Source organism: Komarekiella delphini-convector SJRDD-AB1 (assembly GCF_014831675.1).
In the GTDB taxonomy this organism is placed as follows: Bacteria; Cyanobacteriota; Cyanobacteriia; order Cyanobacteriales; family Nostocaceae; genus Komarekiella.
The window spans coordinates 1-22,922 of record NZ_VJXY01000046.1 but is presented as its reverse complement, the minus strand read 5'-3'; the positions used below and the strand labels follow the sequence as shown (position 1 = coordinate 22,922).

The window sequence follows — 22,922 nt, the reverse complement described above, 5'->3', positions numbered from 1 at the left end:
TTTTCCCGACTCCTTTACCCCCTTAATGATTCCGTCTCCCTTACGGTTGACCTACTTGTTGTTCTCATCGATACACAAGAACTAATGGGGCTTACCGTGTTTCGTGCGTTTTACTTTCGTTTGGGTGGGTTCCGTCAATACACCGATGAGTTTGTTGTCCTTCACTGTCAACAACCGAGATACTTTGTTGACCCGTCTCACTTACCATTTTGGTGAGAGTGTTGTCAGTGCCTACATAGCATGGTGCTACTTTCACTCTTCATTGAATTACGATGCTTGTAACGGTTTGCTTAACGCTAACCCATCCTCAAACTTCCCCTTGCCTTTGATTGAGCGGCACTCTCGCACGGTCAGGCTTTCATGGTCTGCACTCCATCAGGTTCATTACTTACTACTGATGTGACCGGGGTCTGTGACCCTTTTAGGGTGTCCGCCGGGATACCTGCAAATTGGAATATGTTGTAAATAAATATTGCAGAAAATGCCTTGTTGATTTACTAACTTGCCCAAAAATGATAGTAGAGTAATTCAAATCTTCCATCTAAAACCAAGCTTTTACGGCTTTTCGTTCCTTACACTTGCCCATTAATGACCTTTTTAGGGAATGTCTTCACAAGAGAGAACACGCTCAATCCGGTATCGAAACAACGTAAAATCAAGGGTTTTCAAACATTTGCGTAACATAACTTTACAACGTGTCCCAATTTGCGCGTATCCCGGCTGAACCCCTATTTGATCTTTAACCAAACGATAAACATCAATGGCTTGCCAAGGGCAGGGCGGCCGCATCATCTCAATAAGCAAAGTCTATTCTCAATAGAGGGAAAATTAATGTCATTAACTCTTGCTTGTTGCGAAAATTTTAGGCGATCGCTTTGAGGCATAAAAAATAATCAAACGCGAAATACTGATTTTTTCGCTGGTTCTTAACCTTCGTTGTGCTCAAGAGTAATTTAGATGCGTTTGCCCTGCCTCTAGTAGCAACAAAATACCTATTCTCAGTCACCAATGCTTCGCCAACAGCAGGTCTTGCTATTAACAGTGAAGTACTAATTAGAAGTGCAAAAGTAAATACAGTTCTAAGTTTCATGATTGTCTCCAACAAAATTTATGGATGAACTAGTTCCTGGAAAAGCGAATATGCACTATTTCAAACTAAGTACTAGCCGTAGTAAGTTGCCGTAACTTGCTCAACAGCAGTAGTAGAGTTAACTTGTTGTTGAGCAAGAACAGGAACTACATTCCCAGTTACGAGTAAAGCTAGCCCGACTACTGTAGCGGAAAGCGATTTAGAATTCATATTTTGTATCCTTTTATGCCTCGTACTAAGTAATTAGCTTTGATAGCAACACTGTTTAACTAGCCCTAGCTCTAAAGGATGACTAGGCTAAAAACCCAGGAATATTTATGTTTTGTATCTCTCTAAAGCTTTATCAGGCTTAGGTTCAGTGCTGTTATGTTGTTGAGAATAGCTAAGTCAATTGGTAGGCCACCAGAGCGAATTAATGCTGTTATTTGCCACAGTTAAAAACAGTTATTTGCATCATTAGCAGTTATTTACGCTGGGAAATAATTGAGGGATTTATTATCGTAGAGATAGCCCTCAGTAACTTTACTTACTTCCAATGACTGAATCGCAAAGAGCAAAGGTTAAAAAGCAAAGGCTACGTGGCTATCTACCTAGCCAGGACGGACTTAGAAAACTTGAAGAAAAAAGGTTTTTGAAAGGCTACTCTTATGAGACTCTGGCAAATGAGGCAGGTTTAGCTTCTGACGATCAGGTGAAGCGGCTGTTTCACCCGCACTGGGGGCGTAAGGTGCAAAGAGAGACGATTGAAAAGATTGCTAGAGTCTTAGATTTAACCCCAACGGACATCATTACTCAAGACGAGTGGAGTCTACCAGATAAGGAACCAAACGTAGATAGCACCAAGATTTTACTTAGCGATCACAGCCAAGACACTTCTTTTGCTCAACAGTTACGTGGAGCTTTGGAGGCTGCTGAACAGGCAGTGTTCATAACTGAGGTGCAATCCAGTGACAAAGAATTAAATGGGTATGATTGCTTCCTGTTGCTAGTGTCTAGTCACTCGGCAGACATCAGTGATATCGTCATGAAAGAAATAGGACGAGTTCGGCAGTTGCGTGATGCTCAATCCGACGGGAAGCCAGTGATTCTGCTCATCCATGTTGGTTCTCCAATGTCCTTACCGCTCAACCATGTTTTACACAAGGAGCTTCAAGGCATTCCGCAGTGGCAGTGGCCGCAGACCAATATCTCAACCCTTGTACAAGAAGTACTAGAATCTCTGGAAGCGGAACCACCAGTGCCAATGGGAAATCCAGATGGCTGGGGACAATTTTTACAGAATGTATCCAACCTCAATCTTTCAAGGAACTGGTTGCTTACTTATATAGGTGAAGACCAACTGCTAAAACTGGGCGCTTTAGTGAATGATTTGATAAACAAAGGAGATCGCCGAATCCAATCTGGATACTCCTATTGGGGTGTAGGCCCAGTTCAAATGTGGGATAGGGCTTGTAATGACCCAACTTACCACATGCGTAAAAATATTTCTGAGTTTCCCCACTATGCTAAACAGCTTGCTCACCTTGTTGACAAGGAGCGTTATAACTTCGTTAGCCTCGGTGTAGGTGAGGGTAGGAAAGACAGGAGTATCATCTCGGATTTCTTTAATAAAAATCGCAGTGCCAAGCCACGAGAAGATTTTCTGTATATACCTGTTGACATGAGTCTTGACATGTTGAGAATAGCTGTTGAAAAAATTCAAGAAACAAATCCATTACCCCTGCACCGTTGTGTTGCAATTCAAAAAGATATTGAAACCCTTAATGGTATGCAAGAAATTGCTTACATTGCCCAAAGTCTTGGAGCGCAAAAGCCAATACTTTACGGGTTTATCGGCAATACAATTGCCAACGTTGAGAGTCCAAAGCAAGTTCTTAACAACATTGTCAACGCGATGAAATCTGACGATCTGCTGCTTTTCGAGGCTCAAATAATTAAGGCTTCTGCGTTAGAGTCCCAACAGCGTCAGGAAACTCTGGAAAGTGTTAGAAGAGAGTACCTAAGTGATTCCTTTGGTCGTTTTGCAGTAAGTGCGCTTCTACAAAACACAGATCTAACTATAGCTCCTACTGAGAAGGATAATTCCTACGTAGTTGATGTATATTTGCAGCAGTGGGAGTATGGGCAGGTGCTACAGATTGATTGTTTTTTTGAAAATAACACTGACAGGTCGCTCTACATGACGCTCGTGAATGAGCAAACCGTAAAATTAGATGAAAAAGAACGAATCCGTCTTTATCGTTCAAGGAAGTTTACTCAACCCTCCTTGCAAAACTTCGTCCAAGCCAGCGACCTTAGCATACTTGGGGAAAAGCACTATTTGAGTGAAAAAGGCACTGGGTTCATGGTAATGATGCTTAAACGGCAGAATTGAGGCGAAACCAGTTTGTTGGCTTTCTAGCCGCGACTTCGCAAGAAGGGTGAACAATATTGGCGACCAAAAGCTTTGATAAATAAAGCTTTGAAGTAAGGCGCGAAAATTACTTGCTTAGTTTTTGCTTACTTGTGCCAAAACCCATAAATAAAGCCTTAATAATTAAAGACAGCCATTGATTAAAATCTATGTTAGGCGATCGCCTCTACAAGGGGTAAAAGTAGCCAAGGCGAATTTTGCCGCCACGCGTCGTCTGAAAATCATAACCAGACTATGTTTCAGAAAAAAAATTGACTTTCACCTAGAAATTAGGATTTGACATACCAGATCCACTACTTTTATTCGTACCATTTGAACCCCTCTAATTTTTAGAGCCTGAAACCCTTGTAGCTACGTGACAAAAGTTTGTGCCAAATAACTTAGTAGAAAAACTAAAAGATCAAGCAGATTGTGGTTGTTCTTTTTTCGGCTTTTTAGTACTCTTTTTGACTGTCGGAAAACGAATTCTACGCAGACGTGCTTTGCCAGCAGGCCAGCCAGGAGACTTTCCACGGGGTTTGGGTGGACATGACGGTGTACCAATAGCGGCGAAAACTGCTGCCATTGCCTGAGCTACCCGTCCAGGGGACAGCTTGGACTTTTTCTTCTGCCAAGGTAAAGGATTGTCATGTACAATCGCATGTGCAAGCCAAAGTTGCCAAGTCATGAGTGGTAAAAGGTCGCTCCACCTCTGACACTGTTCTGGGGTACTCAGTTGAGGCAAAGTCCAATGCAAGCGCCCTTTAGCGAAAGTTTTCACCATTGAGTGAAATCTATACATCTGATTGCCACATCTGCTGATCCTGATCGATGTAGTTGCTAATTAAAAGTCCCAACGTGTATGCTATTACACAAACAGTCTGCCAGTCTGACCGCCGACTATGACCAAACTCGACCGAGTGCCAGTAGCCCAACTTCCTGATAAGTACGGGATTGTTAAATCTGTCCTTTACGATCGCATTAATCGGTTAGGCATCAAGCCAACCAAAATCGGCAATAAGTCTTATGTCAGTGGAGAGCAGTTAGAGTTGCTTGACCAGCTAGATGCCCACATGAAAGCGGGTGGTAGCATGGCGGACTTTGCCGACCAATACGCCAGTCAGTCCGGTGGTCAGTCTGAGCATTTGGATTCTGCCAGTCAGTCTGACGGTCAGTTAACAGTGACCGGACTGACCGCCAGTCAGGTCGGTCAGCTCCCGCAACTGATTGAAGGGTTGATAACACGGTTAATTCCTGCCATCGTCCGCCAGCTTCCAGCATTGGCTCCTGACCCAGTTGCCCATTTGCGGGCATTGGAAGAAACTTACAAAAATGGTTGGCTACTCAGCACTCGTGAACTGGCAACTTTGCTCAAATTGGCTCCCTCTACTGTTCGCGGGTACGGTACAAAGTTTGAAGATGCTGGTTTTGTGTTTACCAGGGCAGGACAAAGGAAGGGGGGAGAAGTAGCATGGTCAGTAGGAAAAGCCAGAAAATCTAAATAAGCGTAGAAGGGTGGCCGCCGAGATACGGATACTGTTGGCGAATGTACTACATTTTTGTAAATGTAAGTATTACGTAAGCTCAAACCTTCAATCTGTCGTTGCTGATTTTAGTTGTAATACTTTTGTTTATGTGTTTGTAACACTTTCGCCAACAGTATCAGATACGTGCAAGTGCGATTCGTTCTGGAGAAACCCAGTTTTCTGGGGGGATTCCAGGCTTTAGTAGAGTAACCCTTCTGGGCTGAGTCCGCACTTTACTTGAATATATATTTTAGCGATCGCCTAGCCTTGGGGTGGAGCATCGTCACTCGTTTTTGTCCGACTTCAGAAAATCGCGTTGCTCCCGGTGTTTATGCGACGCTTGGTGTCTTTTTGCTATTGGCTTCAAGGCAACCATTAGCAAACCTCAGTTTAATCTGGTTCACTGTTTGGTCAAGTTTAGTCCACGGTCTAATTATGGCAGTACAAGCAGTAATTGATCAGGGCGAACGTGGACACCTCTTTGGTGATGTTCCAGCATTGTTATTGGTGGCTATTGTCCTTGCCTTCCTGACACCGCGTACACCGGACAATAGTCCAAATCCAAATGAAGACAGCCTCGCCCAAACGTAAACCGAATAAGCATTACAGGTCTAGGGAATACCTTAATTCCTTCCACGAGTGCGATCGCTTCTAGTAGACTGCACCGTACACAGCAACGGTCTATGAGTCGGATGTGGGTACGACAAGGGACAAGCGATGGGCTACGCCCCGCCGTAGCCCATCGCTTACGTCATTGAGGTAGTGTTACGATTTAAGCAACTTTTCGCAGCAATGTTGTATTTTTTTCAAGCTTATATTTTTGGATACGAAATCAGGGTTAATCACTCTTGCCAACTCTTCTGATATGTAATGATATTCATTTCTAGATTCTGATTGATTTTTAGACTTTAGAGCCTGCTGAAGATAGGTTAAATGTTCGGGTATCTCTTTAACAATTTTTTTGGGCATTTGGTGAGCTATTGACTCAACCTGCTTTTTAAGTTTTGTTATTTCGGTGTCTATTTCCTGCGGACTTAAATTTTCGGCTTCTAAATCCCGTTCGGGGATACATACAGTAGAGGCATTTTCATCTAACTTGACAAGGCATCCTTTCTGAGTTTGAAAATCAGTATTTTGATAACCAATCGCCTCACCACTTTTACCTTGATATTCTCCCCTAAAAGCAAATACACGATCCCCTTTAAAATGCTCACTCATAATTTTAGTAGAAGACCTAAACTCAATTACCAAAAAAACTACATCGTTATCTTGGGTAATTTCGGCTTAGGTAATCATGCGATTGGGCGATCGCCTATTATCAGCATTTTTAAAGAGGAAACTTGAGCAACGGGGGAAAGTGATCGCTCAAACAGTATCATCCATCCAGCCGCACTCTGAGTTTGGGCAATCCCAATGCACACGCGCTGACCAGTCGCGGTCAAACTCATACCCGCACTGGGGACACTTGCCAGTAAACATCGGATGCCAGTCAATCAGTTCTAACTGTTCCTCTCGTGTCCATCGCTGTTGGGGCTGCACAATCAATTCACGGTTGTAGTAGCTTGCCCCTTCTGGTTCCCATTGCTCTTGAGAGCGAAAAATTTCGGGGGAGATGAGGGACACAACACGATAAGATGGCTCAATGTTGGATTCTACGGAAAGAGTCATATATCAATTAAAAGTGGTGCTGTTGAGCATCAGCCCCATGATTTGGCGGCGTATAAAAGTCAGCAGCGATAGCACAATAGAAGATTTGCATTACACGATTCAGTTGGCAATGGGGTGGGAAGATATTCACCTCCATCATTTCATCATCCACGGTAAGCAGTACGGGATTATCCAACCAGGGGGAACAGTATTTAGCGATCGCGCCTGTGAAGTAAAACTTGCGTCCCTTGGTTTGAGGGAGAAAGAAAAGTTTTTATACGAATATGACTTCAGTATTTGCCCATTAATGGGTGCATGGCGTTATTGGTGGCGGCATCAAATCAGAGTAGAAGCAATACTTACTCCAGATCCCAAGCAAACTTACCCAATCTGCACTGGCGGTAAAGGTGTTTGTCCCCCAGAGAACTGTGGTGGCCCTTGGGGCTTCATGAAAGCAAGGGAAGAATTTTTTATTTCTGACGTGTTAGAGCGTTTTGTTTCAATGTTAGAGAACAAGAAATTTGACATGGATAGAGAAGAAGCAAGCTCGTTACTAACTTGGTTATTAGTGTACCAAAACCGTTTTGAGCGTCAAAAAGTCAACCAAAATCTACTAAAATACGCTACCGGAGACAGGGAATTGATGTAATTGTTCAAGGGGATAGTGTGAAATTTAAAATCCAAGTAGTTGTTGAATTAGAATCAGGAGAAACCCAATTAATTCAAGAAGTTTTACAAATTGAAAAGGGTAATCTACAACCGGAAGACTTAGGACTAACGCTAGCCCAAGGCAAAGAATTATTACTTCAGACACAACACAGCATAGTTAATCAACAAATAGCTCTATATCAAAAACAGCAAGAATTATGCTCAGATTGTGGCAAGAAGTTATTGCATAAAGACAAACGGACAATTACACATAGAACAGCGTTCGGCAAATTAAAACTGCAATGTCATCGATTATTTCACTGTGCCTGTACCAAGCAAGCAACTCGTAGCTTTAACCCAGTAGCAAACCTGTTAAAAGAGCGCACATCACCTGAATTGCTCTACCTAGAATCAAAATTTGCATCTTTAATGTCCTATGGACTGTCTAGCAAATTATTACAAGAATTACTACCATTAGAAGGAGAAATAAACGCTACATCTATACGCAACAATCTACACTCACTTGGTCAGCGTTTGGAATCAGAATTACCAGAAGAAGCAGGAATATTATTTGAGGGTTGCCAGAGAGATTGGGATAGGCTTCCCAAACCTGATTTACCTTTGGTAGTAGGGATGGATGGAGGATATGTTCGTTTCTATAACAGAAAAACTAAAACAGCAGGTCAGTTTCAAGTTATTGCAGGCAAGAGTATAAAAGCAGACGGTACATCCAAGCGTTTTGGAATGGTTTATTGCTACGATACCAAACCCCAACGCCGTATATTTGAGGTGTTAAAATCCCAAGGGATGCAAATGAACCAACAAGTCACATTTTTATCAGATGGTGAAGAGAGTATACGCGATCTACAGTATTATCTTAACCCTAACGCAGAACATATACTCGATTGGTTTCACATCACAATGCGGATAACTGTGATGAAACAAATTACCAAAGGTATCACTAAAGAAGATGTAGAAACAGGTATTTCGAGCGAATCCATCCAAAAAGATTTGACTTCTTTAAAGTGGTATTTGTGGCATGGGAATGTATTTAAAGCATTATCAAAAATTGAAGATTTAATGGATAGTGCCTGTGCATTAGCTTCAGATGATTATGATACTGAACCCAGCTTGGAAGCAGAAAAACTCTGTGCTCATTTAGAGAAATTTGAAACCTATATTTCAAATAATGGGCAGTATATTCCCAATTATGGCGAACGCTACCGGAATGGAGAACGTATTTCTAGTTCGTTTGTAGAATCTACCGTCAATCAAGTGATTAGCAAACGATTGGTTAAGAAACAACAAATGCGTTGGACTCCTGGATGTTGTCATCTCCTAATCCAAGTCCGAACTAAAGTTTTAAATGATGAGTGGGTTAGCAAATTCCAGCAATGGTATCCTGGATTTAGAGTCGATAGCGAACTGGCAATACGCTAAAGCATTATGCTTTAAAATACACAACATAAAGGTAATTAAAATTACTTCATTAGCACAGATTTCTGTAGAAGATTGGCTTGGTTTTTATGTCTTTGTGCAAACCCAACTTTCGTGTCTAAGTTGGTAAAATCAGCTCGTATACCCCAAGCTTTTCAGGAGTTTGGGTCATGGTCAAGCAGCTCGTCCAAGTACCGAAAGTTGGTAAAAATCAAAAAGGAGAGCGTCAATCGCCTAACTCTCGCAAATACTCCTCAGTCAGGACTAGAGAACATTTGTTACCAGAAGAAGTTGAGTTGATGCGCTCAGCTATCAAAAAATCACTCATGTCGTCACGCTCACCGAGACTCAACCCTAATTTTGTTGATCTACCGTCACGGATTGCGAGTGGCAGAGGTGGCATCTCTGCGCTGGGAACAAATAGATTGGAATGGTGGAATAATTTACGTGAAGCGGGTTAAAAAAGGTACTCCGTCTACTCATCCTCTTTACTCTGAGGAAATTCGTTCTCTCCGCAAGCTTCAAAGAGATTATCCTGCTAGTCCCTATGTTTTCCAGTCGTCTCGACATGGCCCATTAGCATTTGATACTGTCGGTGGAATTGTTGAACGGGCTGGTGAGTTGGCTGGTTTACCTTTTCCTGTTCATGCTCATATGCTACGACATGGAACGGGTTACTATTTGGCTAATCGAGGTATTGACACTCGGACAATTCAAAGTTACTTGGGACATAAAAATATTCAGCACACAGTGCGTTATACCGAACTTGCATCTGTCAAATTTCAAGGGCTTTGGGATGATTAATGCCCATCTCCCCCAAAATTTTTCGCTCTCCTAGAACTGTACTTAAGAAAGAAGTCATGGCGAGTTGCTAAATGCCTTAAGTCTTTGTGTGTTAAGCCTTTGTAGCGATGTCGCTTAACTACAAAATACCGACTTTTAGCTTTTAAAGTTAGCGAATCATCTGTTTAGTTCATTTCGGACAGCCTGAATAAATTCCTGCACAGCATCATACTGGTCAGGCATGATGAGATAACGCAGCAGCGTTGCAGGTTCTAAATCAGGGAAAAATCCACTCCGGTCTACTGAAGAATATTCGCCCTGCTCGTTCAGACGGAATATTTGGATTTGATTAGATTTCCAAAACCAGACTTCAGGCACTTTTTTGGGTTTATATAACTCCTTCCTGTTAATAGTTCCACTGGTGACGATAATTTCAATCACAATGTCTGGTGTTTCTTTATTGCTCCCAATGCAGTAAGACTCATCCGGTGTACCAGAAGCATACCCAGGTTCTTCTAGGGTAAAACCACCGCGACCGTAGAACCGGATACCTAACTCTTTCATGTAAGCTTCTAGCAAATAACCGAGAGTTGTTTTCACGTACTCGTGCTTATCTCCTACGGGAGACATAATTTCCATTACCCCTGCTAAATAGGTTAGTCTGACTGAATGGTTACTTTCTAGCTGTGCTTCTATGGTTTTGAACTGCTCAAAAGATACACCACGCACAGTTACCAATTTTTCTTCTGTCGGTTGCTCTAAAACTGGGATACTCATATCAACACTTCCTTAAAAAACCAAAGTGGAAATGGCATTTTCTTTCTGCTGCTCAGTCACACCCAAATATCGCTCCAGGGCTGCAAGTGAGCGATGACCACTGATAGATTGAATGTGGCGCAGGGGTACTCCTGAATCACTCATCCACGTTAACGCCGTCCGCCGAAAGCTGTGGGAAGACATCCCGCGCTCATCCAAATCTACCCGTCGCAGTGCCTCACGTAATATTCGGTCAGCACTGGCCTTATGGATATGCCCCAGCCCGTGACGACCGGGGAACAAATGAGGATTTCTCCCTTTTAACTCAATGCTATAAGACTCTAAAAATTCCTTGAGCTTGGGATGTACTTGAATTTCTCTGGTATCCTGCCCCCCCTTAGTGTTGTAGGCTCTGATAATCAGCTTGGGTCTAATGCCTCTTGTGCCAATGATATCGCCGCGCTGCAAAGTGCAGCTCTCGTTAATTCGGGCAGCAGCATAGAGACACACGCCAAACAAAGCCCGATCGCGGGGCTTAACAAGTCCCTCGCTAAAGAGTAAGGTTATCTCTTGAGGGTTTAGGATTTCGGCCTTGCCGAAGCGATTGATCTTCATAGGGAATATTGTACGCTCACTAAGATTACTTTGTTCGCGTAACGCCCCAAAACCTTAATCTCTCGTTCGTGCCAGGAACGGCGGACAAAGTATTGCGAATGCTTATATATGAGCATAGCGATCCTTGAACGCTACAACCCCTATGATGGCGTTGGCTGATACAACCTGCTTATGATTGCAGCAACTTGACTCAAAGCAGGTATAATCCAGGTTTTGAGCCTATAAGGGATGCGGTGAACTTTGGTGGCAATATAAGAATTGTGGTGAATCCTGACTCTATCGGCAATAATTCTTTCTTAGATTGAAGGTCAATAATAATTAGCTGATAAAGTTAAGTGACTGACAAAAAAATTCCCTAGCACTTGACGCTCTTAATTTTGCTTTTTGACAGCGAATCAATTCTCAAAATCAATAAGCTTGCCGTTGAAGTGCTGGTAAATCCTGAAAGCTTCAAACCAGCTTGGTAAAGTATGCTCAACATCCTCTAGTTTGTTGCCAATAGCATCTACTAAACCATGCTTCACAACAACTCTGGATAATGGTTTCTCACCATCGGCTGTAAACTTCTCAATCAAGATACTGCCAGCTTTTCTCATTGCAGCTGTACCGTCTCCGAACGCTTCATTAGTACCCAGATGGGTGACACCAATAAACCGTTCTTTAGCCTTCCTGGTATCACTAAAAGTTGATTTAATAAACTTTTTGACAGTCTCCTCATCCATATCTTTGAGATGGGTGAATTCATCTAAAAGAAATTGTTCAGCCTGACTATCATCTAAATCTAGTCCAATTCGTTCTAATCTCCGCTCGTAGGTGGATTGAAGAACTTCAATGATTGCTGAATCATTGTCAGCTTTCTCTTTTGCTGATAAAAGCTTCCAGACTTTGCTATTTGCACCGTTTAAATGTCTGTCAGCTATTCTAAATACCGTCACACCTAAACAGTATTTTCTGACCAGTCCAACGGCGACAGATGTATTAGTCTTACCTGTGCCTTGTTCCCCAATTATCCATAGTGGCTTAACTGCCTTAATGACAGTCCATAACCAGCCGGATTCATGACTTTTAAGAGCATCTATCAAGCTATTTTTAAGTAGTTCGCTGGGTGATTCCTGGTTAATATCTTTGCCATCGTTGGCAGGCTTTGAAATCTTCTCTCGCTTGCGGTTGTTTTCAGCAGTGGATAGCCTATTGTCAGCAATCTGCTTATCCATGTCGCTCAAGGTTAGCTCGTGGTGCTTGAGTGCCAATTCACCCTGAAGTTGCCCGTTAATATGGTCAAGCTGCTTCTCACCTTCAGTTTTCATCTGTTCAATTGTGTCTGTCGCATCACGGGCGATTGCCTGCTTTGTGACCTCTGATTGCTTGGCTTTGGTGAACTGGGTCAGGTCTAAATGGTTATCAACAACTATGTCATTCTCTAAAGCCCTAGCTTTGAGTAATGATAACTGGCTATGAATAGCTTTCTCTTGAGATTTTGTCAGTGACTTACTAACACCATAGGCAGCTAATAGAGCAACTGTACCCAATACGCCGTACATCGTGGCTGAATCATCTTCTTCTGGCAATACCCTCAAAAAAGTTACTTTACTATCAAAAGTAAAATTCCGCCGCTCTCTATCTACAAGAAAGCTAATACCGCGCTTGATATGTTCACGGGAGCAAGGCTGATGATTAGGAGAGAAACAATACAAAGTTTCAGACCACTTTACTGAATCATTCCACAGGGGAATTGTCAGACTTAAACCAGCAATAGTTAAACTGCCTACAATGACTGTGGCAGTCCGACGTTGAGATTTTAATCGCTGGTTAAATGCTTCAATCTCTTGCATTGCTTATCTCCGATAAACCAGCACTGCCAATACTGCCAAAAATACAAAAAATCCGTAGACTTGTAGCCAAGTTTCAAGTCGAGCTTGCAAGGTACTTGCAAACTTATCTAAGCCAAGAGATTGTGACAAATTCCACAACCATGTAAGGTTATGAGCAGTACTGAGGGCATCCATTACAAAGGTATTAAAAGCAATCACAAACCCAATGAAACCAAGTATTCCTAGTAAGAAGTTGTTTTGCCTATACATCTACATCCTTTTTCCTCATATTGAAGACAGCAAGTAAACTGAATAACAAGAGTACTGCTGCCAAAACTAAACTCATACTTGGGAGTTGAAAACCGCTTAATCCTTCAGCAGTTTTAATCTCGGTATAGGTGCTTTTAATTGCCTCATGAGTGTTGTAAATTTCTTCGCTTATCCTTTTGGTGCTAGTCCAACCAACTGCTACACCAATACTCAATTTAGTAAGGGTTTGCATCGGTCGAACGTGTTTTAATTCCCATCTTTCACTAGATAGTTCAAAACTGAAACTCTCTGATAAATCAACTAATCCAGGCATCATCGCTAGTGTGAAGCTAGCTACTTGGATAATGATTAATGTCACCTGAAGATTGAACAGCAGCCAAGATAGACTTGCACTACCAACCTGACAGGTTAGAAACAATAAACCAGAATCAAAGCGCTTACGAATCTGGATATCTGCATATAATCTGCTTTCAATATGCTGTAAATATCTTGCTGTATCCTGGTTTATACCCGTGCTGGCATCCGAGTTAGTTAGTAGTTCATCAAGTTGGTCTGGTGGGAACATGAGAATATCTTTAAGTTCGTTTGATGCCCAAGTAATTAACAGTTACTTGGGTATGAGATTTTAAAAACCAAGTGCTGATTTTACTTTGAGGAATGTTTCTTTAATTCCATTAGTTAGATATTGTTTTTCAGGAATTAAGTCAACACGGCTGTTATCACCTTTATCTAGTACATGATTAAGTACTTTAGTCTGATATTGTTCATCACTCTGAATTTGTTTAAGTTCCGGTCGATAACTTTGCTCAAGTAATGATGTCTTGTTGTCAATACCTGCCAAGTAAACATCAATGTATCCTTTAATTTGTTGGTAATTCATCTGGTAGTTGTGACGCTGATTTTCAGCATTTCGAGCATTGATGAACTCACTGGCTAGTTCACTTCGACGATGGGCATATTGAGTATTGGCTAAAGTTGCATTCATCACTGCCTTATCTATCTCAATTGCAGATTTACCAGCGTTTACCAGCACTTCTGAAAATGCTTTATTTTGGGCAGTAGTTCCATTGATTATTTCGTGATATGCAGCAGCCAGTTGGGGAGCCAATTCAGCACTTAATCGCCCTTGCCGCGCTAATTCTCCAATCTTTTGGGCGCTGGTAACATCCCCTTGCATGGCGGCGGTGAAGTCATCTAGAGTTACCCCAAATTTCTGTTTTATAACTTGGTTAATTCGCTTGGCTTTTGGCGTTACGTGGTTTTTGAGCTTCACCATGAAAAATATTCCTTCTCGATTGGATTACTAAATTCTCGGTACTGTTTAGGCTGTATCCTACCTTGTGAAAATCTCCAGCTATCAAAGGATAATAGCGCCATTAATCCGGTTAAAACTATCAGTGTAATTGAGAAAAAATGGCGGGTATTAAAGGTGATTACAAAGCTGATATTAGCCTGTTTGGGCTGGGATTGCCAGCCGAGATAAGATACTTTTAATTTGGCTTTTATTGTGAGTAGCTACAGCCTCTATTTCCTGACTAAATGTTCTCAGTCTGTTAGATAAATGCTGGCTATTTTGAGTAAATTTCTGCTCGGCATACTCAACCACATTGTCTAAGGCTGTATCAATCTTTTGAGTATTTAAGCTAGCATTATGGTCAATATAAGCAATCAATGCTGATTGAATCTCGCCTAACATTTCATCCAAGCTATCACCGCAATGCTCAACACTATCAGCTATTGAGTTAATTTCTGAATCATTTAAATTTATGCCCAATTCTTGAGATTTTTGTCGCGTGAGCGCTCGTTTATTGGCATCGGATAGCGTGATTTGTGTACTGATTGTTTCTTCTTTGGGATGGGCGAGTGCTTGCAAGTCTTCAATATCTGAAACTAACTCAGTACCAATGTTTTTAGTGTTATTAGTAGGATTTTCCCAATTCGATAAGTTACTCACCGAATTATTGTCTACGGTTTGTAGACTACTATCTACAGTTGCTAGTTCAGTAGGCTGCAAGTCACTTGTGAGTGCTTTGATTACCTCACTGCGGGCATCTGGACACCAGTCAGACTCAAAGTTAGGAAACATTTCTAATAGTTTTGACTCGATTACTGTTCCAGATACCTCAATACCCTTAGTTTTTAAGGTTCTACGGATGGAGTCTACTTTGTTTTTTAGTGCTGATTTAGACATTTTTGTTCCTTGTGATTGTAGTAAAAAAGACCACTTGAGAAGCTTCCAAATAGCTATATACGTTATGTTTGCAAAACTGTATACGTGCTTTGTAGAAAGCATTTAGTAGCATTCGTTCAGATACATTAGGCTTGAGTTCTCGCAAGATACTTAATAGTTGATTGCCAGTAAATTCCTGTGTATCTTGATATTTAGTTTGGAAATTTTCAAAGGTACGTACTGCTGAATTGGTGAGTACTGTCCGGGGATAACTGACTTTCAGCCGTGCATAGCACTGGACTGACTGGAGGTTGAGTACTACTCCAGAGCTTTCCAATTCCCGTTTAATTTGCCTCCAGCGCCGATTGGTGAGAGTGCCTGAGATTAGTTCAAAAGCCTTGCGGTAATAGTCCGCCGATTGCTTCATAGGCATCTGAATAAGTACAGATGAATTACATCTGTAAGATATAATAGCGGTTAATGGCTATAGTGGCTATAGTGGCTAAATAGGCATTACTTATCAAAAGTGGCTATACGGTAATAAAATCCTATAGAGCCACTAGTGTATATGGAGTATGAGCGATAAGGAGTTAGTTCAGGTGCGGATTTCAATCCCCGAAGAATACAGGCGATTGTTTAAGGCACTTTGCACCGAGCAAGGTACAGATATGAGCAAGAAAATGACTGAATATATTGAGCAAGAACTGATTAAGGCAGGAAAAATCAAGGGTGAGTAGTGGCGATTCTGAAGCGTATCTATAAAAAATCTGTGAAATATAAGTTACCTGTCACCGTCGCACGACACGAGAAATCAATACTAGAAGAAGTGCGATCGCGCTTAAAACTGCCAAAAACCTTGTCGCACCAGGATAAAACTGTGAAACATAACTTACCTGCGACAATTGCGACACTTACCAAGCAAGGGTTCCAGGCTTTGAAATATATCTGCAAGGGTATTTTTGAGCTTGACAACTGGGGATTTTCTTAGTCTTTAGGTTAATTCGCAAGTCAGTTATAAACTTGATATGTCAACTTTCGCACAAAGCCACTGTCAAGGTAAGATATAGCCACAAATAAGCGACCCCCGCAGTTCTCGGCGACCAAACTTTGAACTACAGGGATCTAAAACTTTTTTCTCTCTGTTATCCTAGCTTGTCTTATTGACATAGGCAACTAGGGTAAAGGGGGTCGCTGCATACAAATTAGGAGAAAAATTATGCAGCATCCTCAACCAGCTTTGACTTCTGTCTCATTACCACGTCAACCAGTGGCTAATGTTGACTTTCCACAATTTTCTGATAATCCTCCCCCAAATACTTCGCTTAACAAACATTCAGTACAAGAACAATCCCACAATCCAACTGATAAGTTACTGACTGGATTAGAGGTATTACCTCAAGAGTGGGCATTAACCCCAGTGAATGGGAATAAACAGCCATACCGTGAGAATTGGCAGAATGAGCAGCCAATTACCCGTGAGAAATTGATAGCCATGATTAAAAGTGGCTTGCCTCAAGGCTACGGCTTGAGAACTGGTAAATGGTCTGTTGGAATTTTGGCAATTGACGCTGATGGTCAGGCAGCGCACGAAAAACTAAACCAGCTGGGGGGGTTGCCTAAAACAGTTGCCTTTACATCTGGCAAATCTGGACGATGCCAATATCTTGTGCGAGTACCCAAAGAATATTGGTCAGTAGTCAAAACTCAAAAAATCAATACTGGGGTCAAGGGAGAAAATGGTAAAGACCAGTTGTTAGAGTTTCGTTGGACTGGTTGCCAGAGTGTATTGCCTCCGTCAGTTCACCCCGAAACTGGTCAGTACAACTGGGTAAACTCTCCTGAAGATTGTGAGATTGTACAATGCCCCACATGGGTAATTGAATTGTTTCAGACCAAGGCTCAAGCGACAGAAACATTCAGCCATTTATACTCAACGGGTGATGTACCTCTTTATGAGTGCCTCAGCAAAGATGACCGAGCGTTGATTGATCACGGAACCGGGGAGGGAGAACGGGATGATAAAGGAGCCAAGTTAGCTCGGAACTTAATTGGTACAGCTCTCCGGCTCAACCATTTAGGGCATCGCTTTGAAGGTGAACCACGCGCTTTATTAGATATTTATTGCTCACGCTGTACGCCACCGTTGGATGAGAAAGATGCTGACCGAATTTGGAAATCAGCCCTGAAAAGTAATCCTACTGCCACCTTGAGCGATGATTACCTTAACAACTGCATCAAAGCATGGCACAGGCAACAAACAAAAGAAAAAAGCCCTCAAGCCGAGCGGACAATCGCAAGTAATTCTAATGTTATTCCTCACCCCACGGCGAGATTAACTAGTGATGAATTGGTAAAAGAAATTAACGTGCTGATTGACAGTGAATGCAGTCAATCTGAGGTAAAAGTGAAGCTGGGAGAATTATCGGCAAGGTCTAATAACCGCAAGGTGATAGACATCTATAATGCGCGGTTAAAGGAACGGGAACAGGCTTTTGATCGGGAGATGGCTACAAAGCAATTACCAACACTCCTAGAAGCACAAAAAGCGCGGTTAAACCCGAATCAATTGCTTTGGGGTGATGGTGGTAAGCTTGCAAGCCTCATGGATTCTGTCGCATTAGCTATGCCCATATCACCGGAATTATTGTTAACTACTTTGTTCCCAGTTGCAGGCTCAAGAATCGGTACATCGTCGAGATTAGTTGTCAATCCTGCCACTGGATATACAGTCACTTCGATTTTTTGGACGTGCGTAGTAGCTTCTAGTGGTAGCTTGAAAACTCCATCGCAACAGGTAATTATCAAACCATTAAACAAACTTGAGGCTATTGAATACGAAAAATGGCAGCAAGCTAAAGATGATTACAAACAACAATTAAAACGGTGTGCTAAGGGTGACGAATTACCAGACGAACCAGCACCGCGTAAACGTTTTATTATTCAAGGTTGCACAGCTGAAGCTCGGATGAAAATACACGGTGAGAACAAGAGAGGAATACTCTATCACCGAGATGAATGGGCAGGATTTATTACAGGACGGAACAAATACCGCGCTGGGAAAGGTGACGATAGCCAGCTTGATCTGAGCGAGTTTAATGGTGAAGCACTGTTTAAAGATGTTGTAGATAGTGATAAATGCATTTACCTTGAGCGATCTGCCATTAGCCGCACAGGTAACACTCAACCAGAGGTCTTAAAACAGTTTCAGTCTCAACAAAACTTTGCGGATTTCGCTGGTGAATTTGCCCGTTGGTTATTCTGTTTAAGAGAAAGCCCTGTGGCATATATTGATTTGTTCAAAGACAACGATGAAACAGGTCAGCAACTAGAACAGGAATTTATCAGTCTTTATAAAGCACTTGGTCGCCTGCCAGAACGTGATTATTTCCTCTCTGATAAAGCAAAGGAAATTTACCAAGCATACCAACATAAATTAATGCACTGGTTGCAAGCAGAAGAACACCCAGGCTTAAAAAACACTTACCCAAAATTCCAAACGTATTTGGGTAGATTCGCACTCTGGCTACACCTAGTAAATGCGGTGTTAGCTGGTGAATCCACACCACACCAATTCATCAACGGTCAAATAATGGCTGTGGCCTGCCGTGTAATTGACTTCTACTTGGCACAAGCAAGGCTACTCTATGCCCTCAACAGCGACCAACAATCGCTAGCAGGCAACTTCTTAAAAATCAAAGAATATATCGATAAGCATCCATCAGGTGTTACGGTTCGGCAGATTAAAGCAGGCATCAAAGCAATGCAAAAAGTACCATCTTCTGAGATTGAGCAGGATTGTCAATCTCTTATCCGTACTGGGGTCATTAAACAGGTAGCTAAACACTATATTCCAAATCTCAGTAAAAATGTTGACTTTGTTGACTCCTTGTTAACCAGGGATCAACAACCTCAAACCATTGATGTGTATGAGTTACAAAAAAATGTTGACTTTGTTGACCAATTTGTACACGATTCTAAAAAGCAAGATTATTTAGATGAACATCTAAATAATTTTGAAAAAACTGATTTTATAGAGAATTTGGTCAACACTGGTCAACAAAATTCCGAAACTGGCTTACAGCATGAAGTTGAAAGAGTTGACCACGGGTCAACAAAAGGTCAACAAAAGGTCAACAAAGTCAACACAAATTCTGAAACTACCTCACAGCAAGAAGTTAAAAGAGTTGACCAATGGTCAACAAGTGATCAACAAACGGTCAATAAAGTCAACGCAGGTCATGGGTTTAAAAAAGGCGATCGCGTAGCATTCCATGAGGGTGATAAAAATTGGCAGCGGGGAACCATCAAGGATTGCATCTATGAGTCTGGGTACTTTGTTCGAGCCACAATTGAGTACTACGCTTTCAAGAAAAATCGCACTGTTGTTATCTGCCGAGAAGATTGGTTGAAGTTCTGCGACCGCCGTTACAACAAGATGATGGCTTCAGGCAAGTGACAAAATTCTCATTGAGTCAAGCTGCTAGATTGAAAAAAATCCGTTACTGTCATGTCAGTAACGGGTTCTATGTTAACTAGCTTGATTAATACGCCGTCTTAGTTCAGCTTCCAATTGCTCAGGAGTGCTGACTACCACCCGCCCCGGTTTAGCTCTCATAATGCTCAAATAGTGCTGAAATGCCTCTTCATCGTCAGGGTTGGCAATTACGTATTTTCGTAGTTCTGCCTCGCTAAGGCTCAAATAGTTGCTCATCCGATGATGTTCTCCCCATTACTAAGAATTTCTACTTGAATAGTTTCGCCTATCAAAATCACGATTCGGCTTGTTCTTTCATCAAATCTAACCAATGCTATGTCTCTAAGTAAATTACTAGCACGAACGCAAAAGTCAAAGAATGCTTTAAGTTGCTCAATGGTCGGTTCCATCTTGACGTTTTAAATACCCCGTTGAAATGTCTTATGATTCATGGTTTTAAGTTTTGTATACTTAGCCGTGTTTTGTATATTCCTGTGACCTAAATCAGATTGAATCTTCAACAATAGATTCAGCAAATACTCGTTAATGATTTATATTCACAGGGGCAAATATCCCGTTATAGTGTTTACCCCTCTGGCTATATCTTGCCCCCTCATCTTTGGTTTGGATCAGTCCTCATCCGCTTCTCAATTCGCTGTAACTTGACATTGCTATAGCCTGTACGTTGCCAGATACCTTGTAAATAGTTGTGGATATCGTCCGATATTTTTACCGGAATAACTTGATTAACCATAAAGAAAAAGAACAAAGTAAAAAATGCAGTAGCAGCTGACATTGCCCCATACATTGCTGCTGGTTTATCGTGAGAAACCTCTTTTTCTATGGTGGTAACTTTCGGGGGGTTCTTCTTCAACTCCTGAATCACCGTAGTCAATTGCTTCGTGTGAATCAACAGTTCGTTCCAGTTCTGCTTCAACTGCAATACTTCGCTTTTCAGCCCTTTGAATTCTAAGCTCTCTAATGTCGCTGTTGACTTTGGCGTATCCTTTAACTGTGTCAGTAAGGGAGTCAATTGCTGCATCAAATCGGCGTTGCTCTGCTCGGACTCGTTCGAGGAGAGATTCTGATTCTTCAATTCGTTTGTCAGGATCTCGATTGTCGCCATCGCTTTGGTGAGGAGTTGACTCTGAACTAAATTCGTTTGCGCCCATGCTTGTAACTCTGCCCTATCGTTAGAACGTTCCGTTTTCTGTGACTGCTTAAAACTTTCAAATTCCTTATATAATCTGCCTAGTGCCGTTTTCACCTCCCCTAGTTCACTCAGTTCTACTGAATTGGTAACTGAAGGATGGGAATTGTGATGATTGCCGTTACCATTAGAGTCATTATTCATTAGCTTTTTTACGCCCCCGACGAGAAGTAGATACAGTTACCTCTGGCTGATTTGAAGTTGAGGTATTTGATGGTGAAGCAAGATTTACTGATGGTTGCTCTAATCCTAAATAAACCCCAGCCTTTTCAAGTTCTGGTTTAGCCTGAGCTAAAAACCCACTCACCAACAGATAATCTCCAAAAGGAAATCCATTATCTTCAGTAGCAGCCGAGTAAGGCAGACCTTTCTCTGTTAACGTGTCAAAGGTTGAGTAGTCTAGCTCTGGCATTTCTATTTCTATGCCTTTTAGTTCAGCGATCGCCGCCGACGTTTTACTATTCTCCCAACGTTGAAAACCTGAACCTTTATCCCAACAGAGATTTTTCACTATCACATAATCAGCCTGATTACCACAAAACTCAGCCATAGTTTTTAAGCTGGTTATCACCGAGTAACCAAGGTTTAATACAGTCACCAGCGTTACCCGATAACCCAAATCACCTGCAATCTTGAACAGCCCAAACTTACTGATAATCTCCCTGGTTTTATTGCTTGATGCCCCTGGCATATCTACTATTACTGAGTCGGGTGATTCAGCTTTGATTTCTGTAAAGAAGCGTTTTGCCTCTGCTACCTCCAGGAAGTTCAACAGCCTCACGCCATTACCAAAGTTTTGATAATAATCGTACAACTCTGGATTCTCTGTATCGGCATCATAAGCTAGATAATTAATGCCCTTTGAGTGCATTACATCTAATAGTAAGCGAGTAAAGGCAGTCTTTCCTGTACCACCCTTGCCCCCCAGAATCATCACGATACGTTTCATACATTACTCCTATCAGTGACGTTGAATTGGGAAGAAGTCTCAGCTTTTGGTTTCTTTCGTTTTGTCGTTTGAGATGGTGACGGCTCAGATATTTCACTACTATCAGTTGATGAACTACCCAGTTCTACTGTTGAAGCCGAGTCATTAGTTACAGTTGATGAATCAGTTGATGACGACTCCGAGCCATTATCAACTTGAGAATCAATCGCTAAAGAATTAGATTCATTACTGGAGATATTATCAGTTGATGTTGAAGCTTTTTTATGAAAACTCTTTAAACCACTAGCCGCCAGTTCTACCCCATGACCTTTAAATACATCAGCTACATCTGAATAATCGTAGCCAGCGTCTAACATATCCTGAATCGGTTTAGCTAAACTCAAGATTAAATCAGACAGGCTAATAGTCTTAGGAGTCGCCGCCTTTTGTTTGAGACTAGCTTGAATGTCATCTACTTTAGATAAAGGAACAGCTTTCGGTTTGCGAGGCATACTCAGCATTCATAACAAATGACTCCATTGTAGAAACAAACTGACGTGATTCCAAATTGAATATTTATGTATAGATGTAACGATAATCAACTTTAAGATGTTAGTGAGTCAGTACAGGAGATTAATGTATCATCAAGAGGCATTACCACAGTTACACTGAGGTAGTGCATACAGTTACTCGTTGTGAAACTGAATTGAGTCCAACCGCGCTGACCCGTTTTGTGTCCGGGTTTCTCCCTGCCCTTGGTTGCGCGTTGGGGCATAGGCAAGCAATACGCCGTAACGCGCCAAGGGCGCTGCTATTCCTACGGAATAGCGGCGTGTTTGCTTGTTGGGGGTGTCCCCCAAACCCCCGTTAAATCCAATAAAATACCCAAATAATAAGCATGAAGTAACTGAAGTTTCCGAGTCATTCGCCTACCTGCTTGGCGCTTTGCGCCATCGCAGCTACAGCGAATGACTCGGTGAAAAAATAAAAAATCAGATAACTCTCCGTCTAATTAGTTATGCAACCAGACCCCCGTACCAATCTTAGTAATCAACTAGCTGACACATTAAGCAATCGGTCAGTATCTCCAGATGATAAGCGAGAAATAACTATCACGTTTAGGGCTAGCTATGCAGAGAAAGCTAGACTAGAGCAACGGTGCAGT

The 22,922-nt window shown here is 41.8% G+C and carries 29 protein-coding genes; 11 read left to right on the top strand and 18 right to left on the bottom strand.

What is annotated here, in order from left to right; all coding sequences use genetic code 11:
- The first annotated feature begins 103 nt into the window (after positions 1-103).
- Positions 104-403, top strand: a complete 300-nt coding sequence (locus FNW02_RS28965; protein ID WP_191760916.1) for a hypothetical protein — start codon at positions 104-106, stop codon at positions 401-403.
- A gap of 459 nt (positions 404-862) precedes the next feature.
- Here FNW02_RS28965 and FNW02_RS28960 read toward each other — a convergent pair whose 3' ends face one another.
- Positions 863-1,090: a hypothetical protein gene (locus tag FNW02_RS28960; protein ID WP_191760915.1), complete on the bottom strand. Its 228-nt coding sequence runs from the start codon at positions 1,088-1,090 to the stop codon at positions 863-865.
- A 72-nt stretch (positions 1,091-1,162) separates the two neighbouring features.
- Positions 1,163-1,300: a hypothetical protein gene (locus tag FNW02_RS28955; RefSeq protein WP_191760914.1), complete on the bottom strand. Its 138-nt coding sequence runs from the start codon at positions 1,298-1,300 to the stop codon at positions 1,163-1,165.
- Between the two features lie 325 nt (positions 1,301-1,625).
- Between FNW02_RS28955 and FNW02_RS28950 the strand changes: the two genes are divergently transcribed.
- Positions 1,626-3,464: an L-histidine N(alpha)-methyltransferase gene (locus FNW02_RS28950; RefSeq protein ID WP_191760913.1), complete on the top strand. Its 1,839-nt coding sequence runs from the start codon at positions 1,626-1,628 to the stop codon at positions 3,462-3,464.
- A gap of 439 nt (positions 3,465-3,903) precedes the next feature.
- On the opposite strand, the gene FNW02_RS28945 is transcribed toward FNW02_RS28950, so the two are convergent.
- Positions 3,904-4,284: a hypothetical protein gene (locus FNW02_RS28945; RefSeq protein ID WP_191760912.1), complete on the bottom strand. Its 381-nt coding sequence runs from the start codon at positions 4,282-4,284 to the stop codon at positions 3,904-3,906.
- A gap of 100 nt (positions 4,285-4,384) precedes the next feature.
- On the opposite strand from FNW02_RS28945, the gene FNW02_RS28940 reads away from it, so the two are divergent.
- Complete coding sequence (locus FNW02_RS28940; protein WP_191760911.1) at positions 4,385-4,987, top strand: GntR family transcriptional regulator; 603 nt, start codon at positions 4,385-4,387, stop codon at positions 4,985-4,987.
- Positions 4,988-5,245: 258 nt separating this feature from the next.
- A complete protein-coding gene (locus tag FNW02_RS28935) occupies positions 5,246-5,599 on the top strand; it encodes a DUF6632 domain-containing protein (RefSeq protein WP_225225971.1) in 354 nt (117 codons plus the stop codon).
- Positions 5,600-5,773: 174 nt separating this feature from the next.
- On the opposite strand, the gene FNW02_RS28930 is transcribed toward FNW02_RS28935, so the two are convergent.
- Complete coding sequence (locus tag FNW02_RS28930) at positions 5,774-6,226, bottom strand: hypothetical protein (RefSeq protein ID WP_191760910.1); 453 nt, start codon at positions 6,224-6,226, stop codon at positions 5,774-5,776.
- A gap of 147 nt (positions 6,227-6,373) precedes the next feature.
- Positions 6,374-6,676, bottom strand: coding sequence for a hypothetical protein (locus tag FNW02_RS28925; protein ID WP_225225970.1), 303 nt, complete (start codon positions 6,674-6,676; stop codon positions 6,374-6,376).
- On the opposite strand from FNW02_RS28925, the gene FNW02_RS28920 reads away from it, so the two are divergent.
- The 4 genes from FNW02_RS28920 (at position 6,651) to FNW02_RS28910 (ending at position 9,544) form a co-directional block, all read left to right on the top strand.
- Positions 6,651-7,304, top strand: a complete 654-nt coding sequence (locus FNW02_RS28920) for a plasmid pRiA4b ORF-3 family protein (protein ID WP_191760909.1) — start codon at positions 6,651-6,653, stop codon at positions 7,302-7,304. The two genes, FNW02_RS28925 and FNW02_RS28920, sit on opposite strands and share 26 nt — an antisense overlap.
- A gap of 17 nt (positions 7,305-7,321) precedes the next feature.
- The gene (locus FNW02_RS28915) at positions 7,322-8,743 is read left to right on the top strand and encodes an ISKra4 family transposase (RefSeq protein WP_191760908.1); all 1,422 of its coding nucleotides are present in this window, start codon (positions 7,322-7,324) and stop codon (positions 8,741-8,743) included.
- A 167-nt stretch (positions 8,744-8,910) separates the two neighbouring features.
- A complete protein-coding gene (locus tag FNW02_RS38975; RefSeq protein WP_225225969.1) occupies positions 8,911-9,201 on the top strand; it encodes a hypothetical protein in 291 nt (96 codons plus the stop codon).
- Positions 9,128-9,544 carry a tyrosine-type recombinase/integrase gene (locus FNW02_RS28910; RefSeq protein WP_348535467.1) on the top strand — a complete coding sequence of 139 codons (417 nt, stop codon included), beginning with the start codon at positions 9,128-9,130 and terminating at the stop codon, positions 9,542-9,544. Before FNW02_RS38975 ends, FNW02_RS28910 begins: the two co-directional genes overlap by 74 nt.
- A gap of 156 nt (positions 9,545-9,700) precedes the next feature.
- On the opposite strand, the gene FNW02_RS28905 is transcribed toward FNW02_RS28910, so the two are convergent.
- From FNW02_RS28905 to FNW02_RS28870, 8 genes are all read right to left on the bottom strand, one after another.
- Complete coding sequence (locus FNW02_RS28905; RefSeq protein WP_191760907.1) at positions 9,701-10,300, bottom strand: Uma2 family endonuclease; 600 nt, start codon at positions 10,298-10,300, stop codon at positions 9,701-9,703.
- 12 nt (positions 10,301-10,312) lie between these two features.
- On the bottom strand, positions 10,313-10,894 hold the full coding sequence (locus FNW02_RS28900; protein ID WP_191760906.1) for a tyrosine-type recombinase/integrase: 582 nt from the start codon (positions 10,892-10,894) through the stop codon (positions 10,313-10,315).
- A gap of 395 nt (positions 10,895-11,289) precedes the next feature.
- Positions 11,290-12,726, bottom strand: a complete 1,437-nt coding sequence (locus FNW02_RS28895) for a hypothetical protein (protein WP_191760905.1) — start codon at positions 12,724-12,726, stop codon at positions 11,290-11,292.
- 3 nt (positions 12,727-12,729) lie between these two features.
- Positions 12,730-12,975: a hypothetical protein gene (locus FNW02_RS28890; protein WP_191760904.1), complete on the bottom strand. Its 246-nt coding sequence runs from the start codon at positions 12,973-12,975 to the stop codon at positions 12,730-12,732.
- Positions 12,968-13,540: a hypothetical protein gene (locus tag FNW02_RS28885; protein ID WP_225225967.1), complete on the bottom strand. Its 573-nt coding sequence runs from the start codon at positions 13,538-13,540 to the stop codon at positions 12,968-12,970. Before FNW02_RS28885 ends, FNW02_RS28890 begins: the two co-directional genes overlap by 8 nt.
- A gap of 60 nt (positions 13,541-13,600) precedes the next feature.
- Positions 13,601-14,251: a BAR domain-containing protein gene (locus FNW02_RS28880; RefSeq protein ID WP_191760903.1), complete on the bottom strand. Its 651-nt coding sequence runs from the start codon at positions 14,249-14,251 to the stop codon at positions 13,601-13,603.
- A 171-nt stretch (positions 14,252-14,422) separates the two neighbouring features.
- Entirely contained in the window at positions 14,423-15,166 is a 744-nt protein-coding gene (locus FNW02_RS28875; protein ID WP_191760902.1) for a hypothetical protein, read from the bottom strand.
- Entirely contained in the window at positions 15,159-15,572 is a 414-nt protein-coding gene (locus tag FNW02_RS28870) for a hypothetical protein (protein WP_191760901.1), read from the bottom strand. Before FNW02_RS28870 ends, FNW02_RS28875 begins: the two co-directional genes overlap by 8 nt.
- Positions 15,573-15,720: 148 nt before the next feature.
- On the opposite strand from FNW02_RS28870, the gene FNW02_RS28865 reads away from it, so the two are divergent.
- The 3 genes from FNW02_RS28865 to FNW02_RS28855 all read left to right on the top strand — a co-directional run bounded on the left by FNW02_RS28865 (position 15,721) and on the right by FNW02_RS28855 (position 19,601).
- Positions 15,721-15,882, top strand: coding sequence for a hypothetical protein (locus tag FNW02_RS28865; protein ID WP_191760900.1), 162 nt, complete (start codon positions 15,721-15,723; stop codon positions 15,880-15,882).
- Positions 15,882-16,133 carry a hypothetical protein gene (locus FNW02_RS28860; RefSeq protein ID WP_191760899.1) on the top strand — a complete coding sequence of 84 codons (252 nt, stop codon included), beginning with the start codon at positions 15,882-15,884 and terminating at the stop codon, positions 16,131-16,133. The genes FNW02_RS28865 and FNW02_RS28860 overlap by 1 nt, the downstream gene beginning before the upstream one ends.
- Positions 16,134-16,361: 228 nt before the next feature.
- Positions 16,362-19,601 carry a DUF3987 domain-containing protein gene (locus FNW02_RS28855; RefSeq protein WP_191760898.1) on the top strand — a complete coding sequence of 1,080 codons (3,240 nt, stop codon included), beginning with the start codon at positions 16,362-16,364 and terminating at the stop codon, positions 19,599-19,601.
- 72 nt (positions 19,602-19,673) lie between these two features.
- On the opposite strand, the gene FNW02_RS28850 is transcribed toward FNW02_RS28855, so the two are convergent.
- The 5 genes from FNW02_RS28850 to FNW02_RS28830 all read right to left on the bottom strand — a co-directional run bounded on the left by FNW02_RS28850 (position 19,674) and on the right by FNW02_RS28830 (position 22,269).
- Positions 19,674-19,856, bottom strand: a complete 183-nt coding sequence (locus tag FNW02_RS28850) for a DUF6887 family protein (protein WP_191760897.1) — start codon at positions 19,854-19,856, stop codon at positions 19,674-19,676.
- Positions 19,853-20,029: a DUF6888 family protein gene (locus FNW02_RS28845; protein ID WP_191760896.1), complete on the bottom strand. Its 177-nt coding sequence runs from the start codon at positions 20,027-20,029 to the stop codon at positions 19,853-19,855. The genes FNW02_RS28850 and FNW02_RS28845 overlap by 4 nt, the downstream gene beginning before the upstream one ends.
- 203 nt (positions 20,030-20,232) lie before the next feature.
- Positions 20,233-20,973, bottom strand: coding sequence for a hypothetical protein (locus FNW02_RS28840; RefSeq protein WP_191760895.1), 741 nt, complete (start codon positions 20,971-20,973; stop codon positions 20,233-20,235).
- On the bottom strand, positions 20,966-21,778 hold the full coding sequence (locus tag FNW02_RS28835) for a hypothetical protein (RefSeq protein ID WP_191760894.1): 813 nt from the start codon (positions 21,776-21,778) through the stop codon (positions 20,966-20,968). Before FNW02_RS28835 ends, FNW02_RS28840 begins: the two co-directional genes overlap by 8 nt.
- Positions 21,775-22,269: a hypothetical protein gene (locus FNW02_RS28830; protein ID WP_191760893.1), complete on the bottom strand. Its 495-nt coding sequence runs from the start codon at positions 22,267-22,269 to the stop codon at positions 21,775-21,777. Before FNW02_RS28830 ends, FNW02_RS28835 begins: the two co-directional genes overlap by 4 nt.
- Positions 22,270-22,922: the final 653 nt, after the last annotated feature.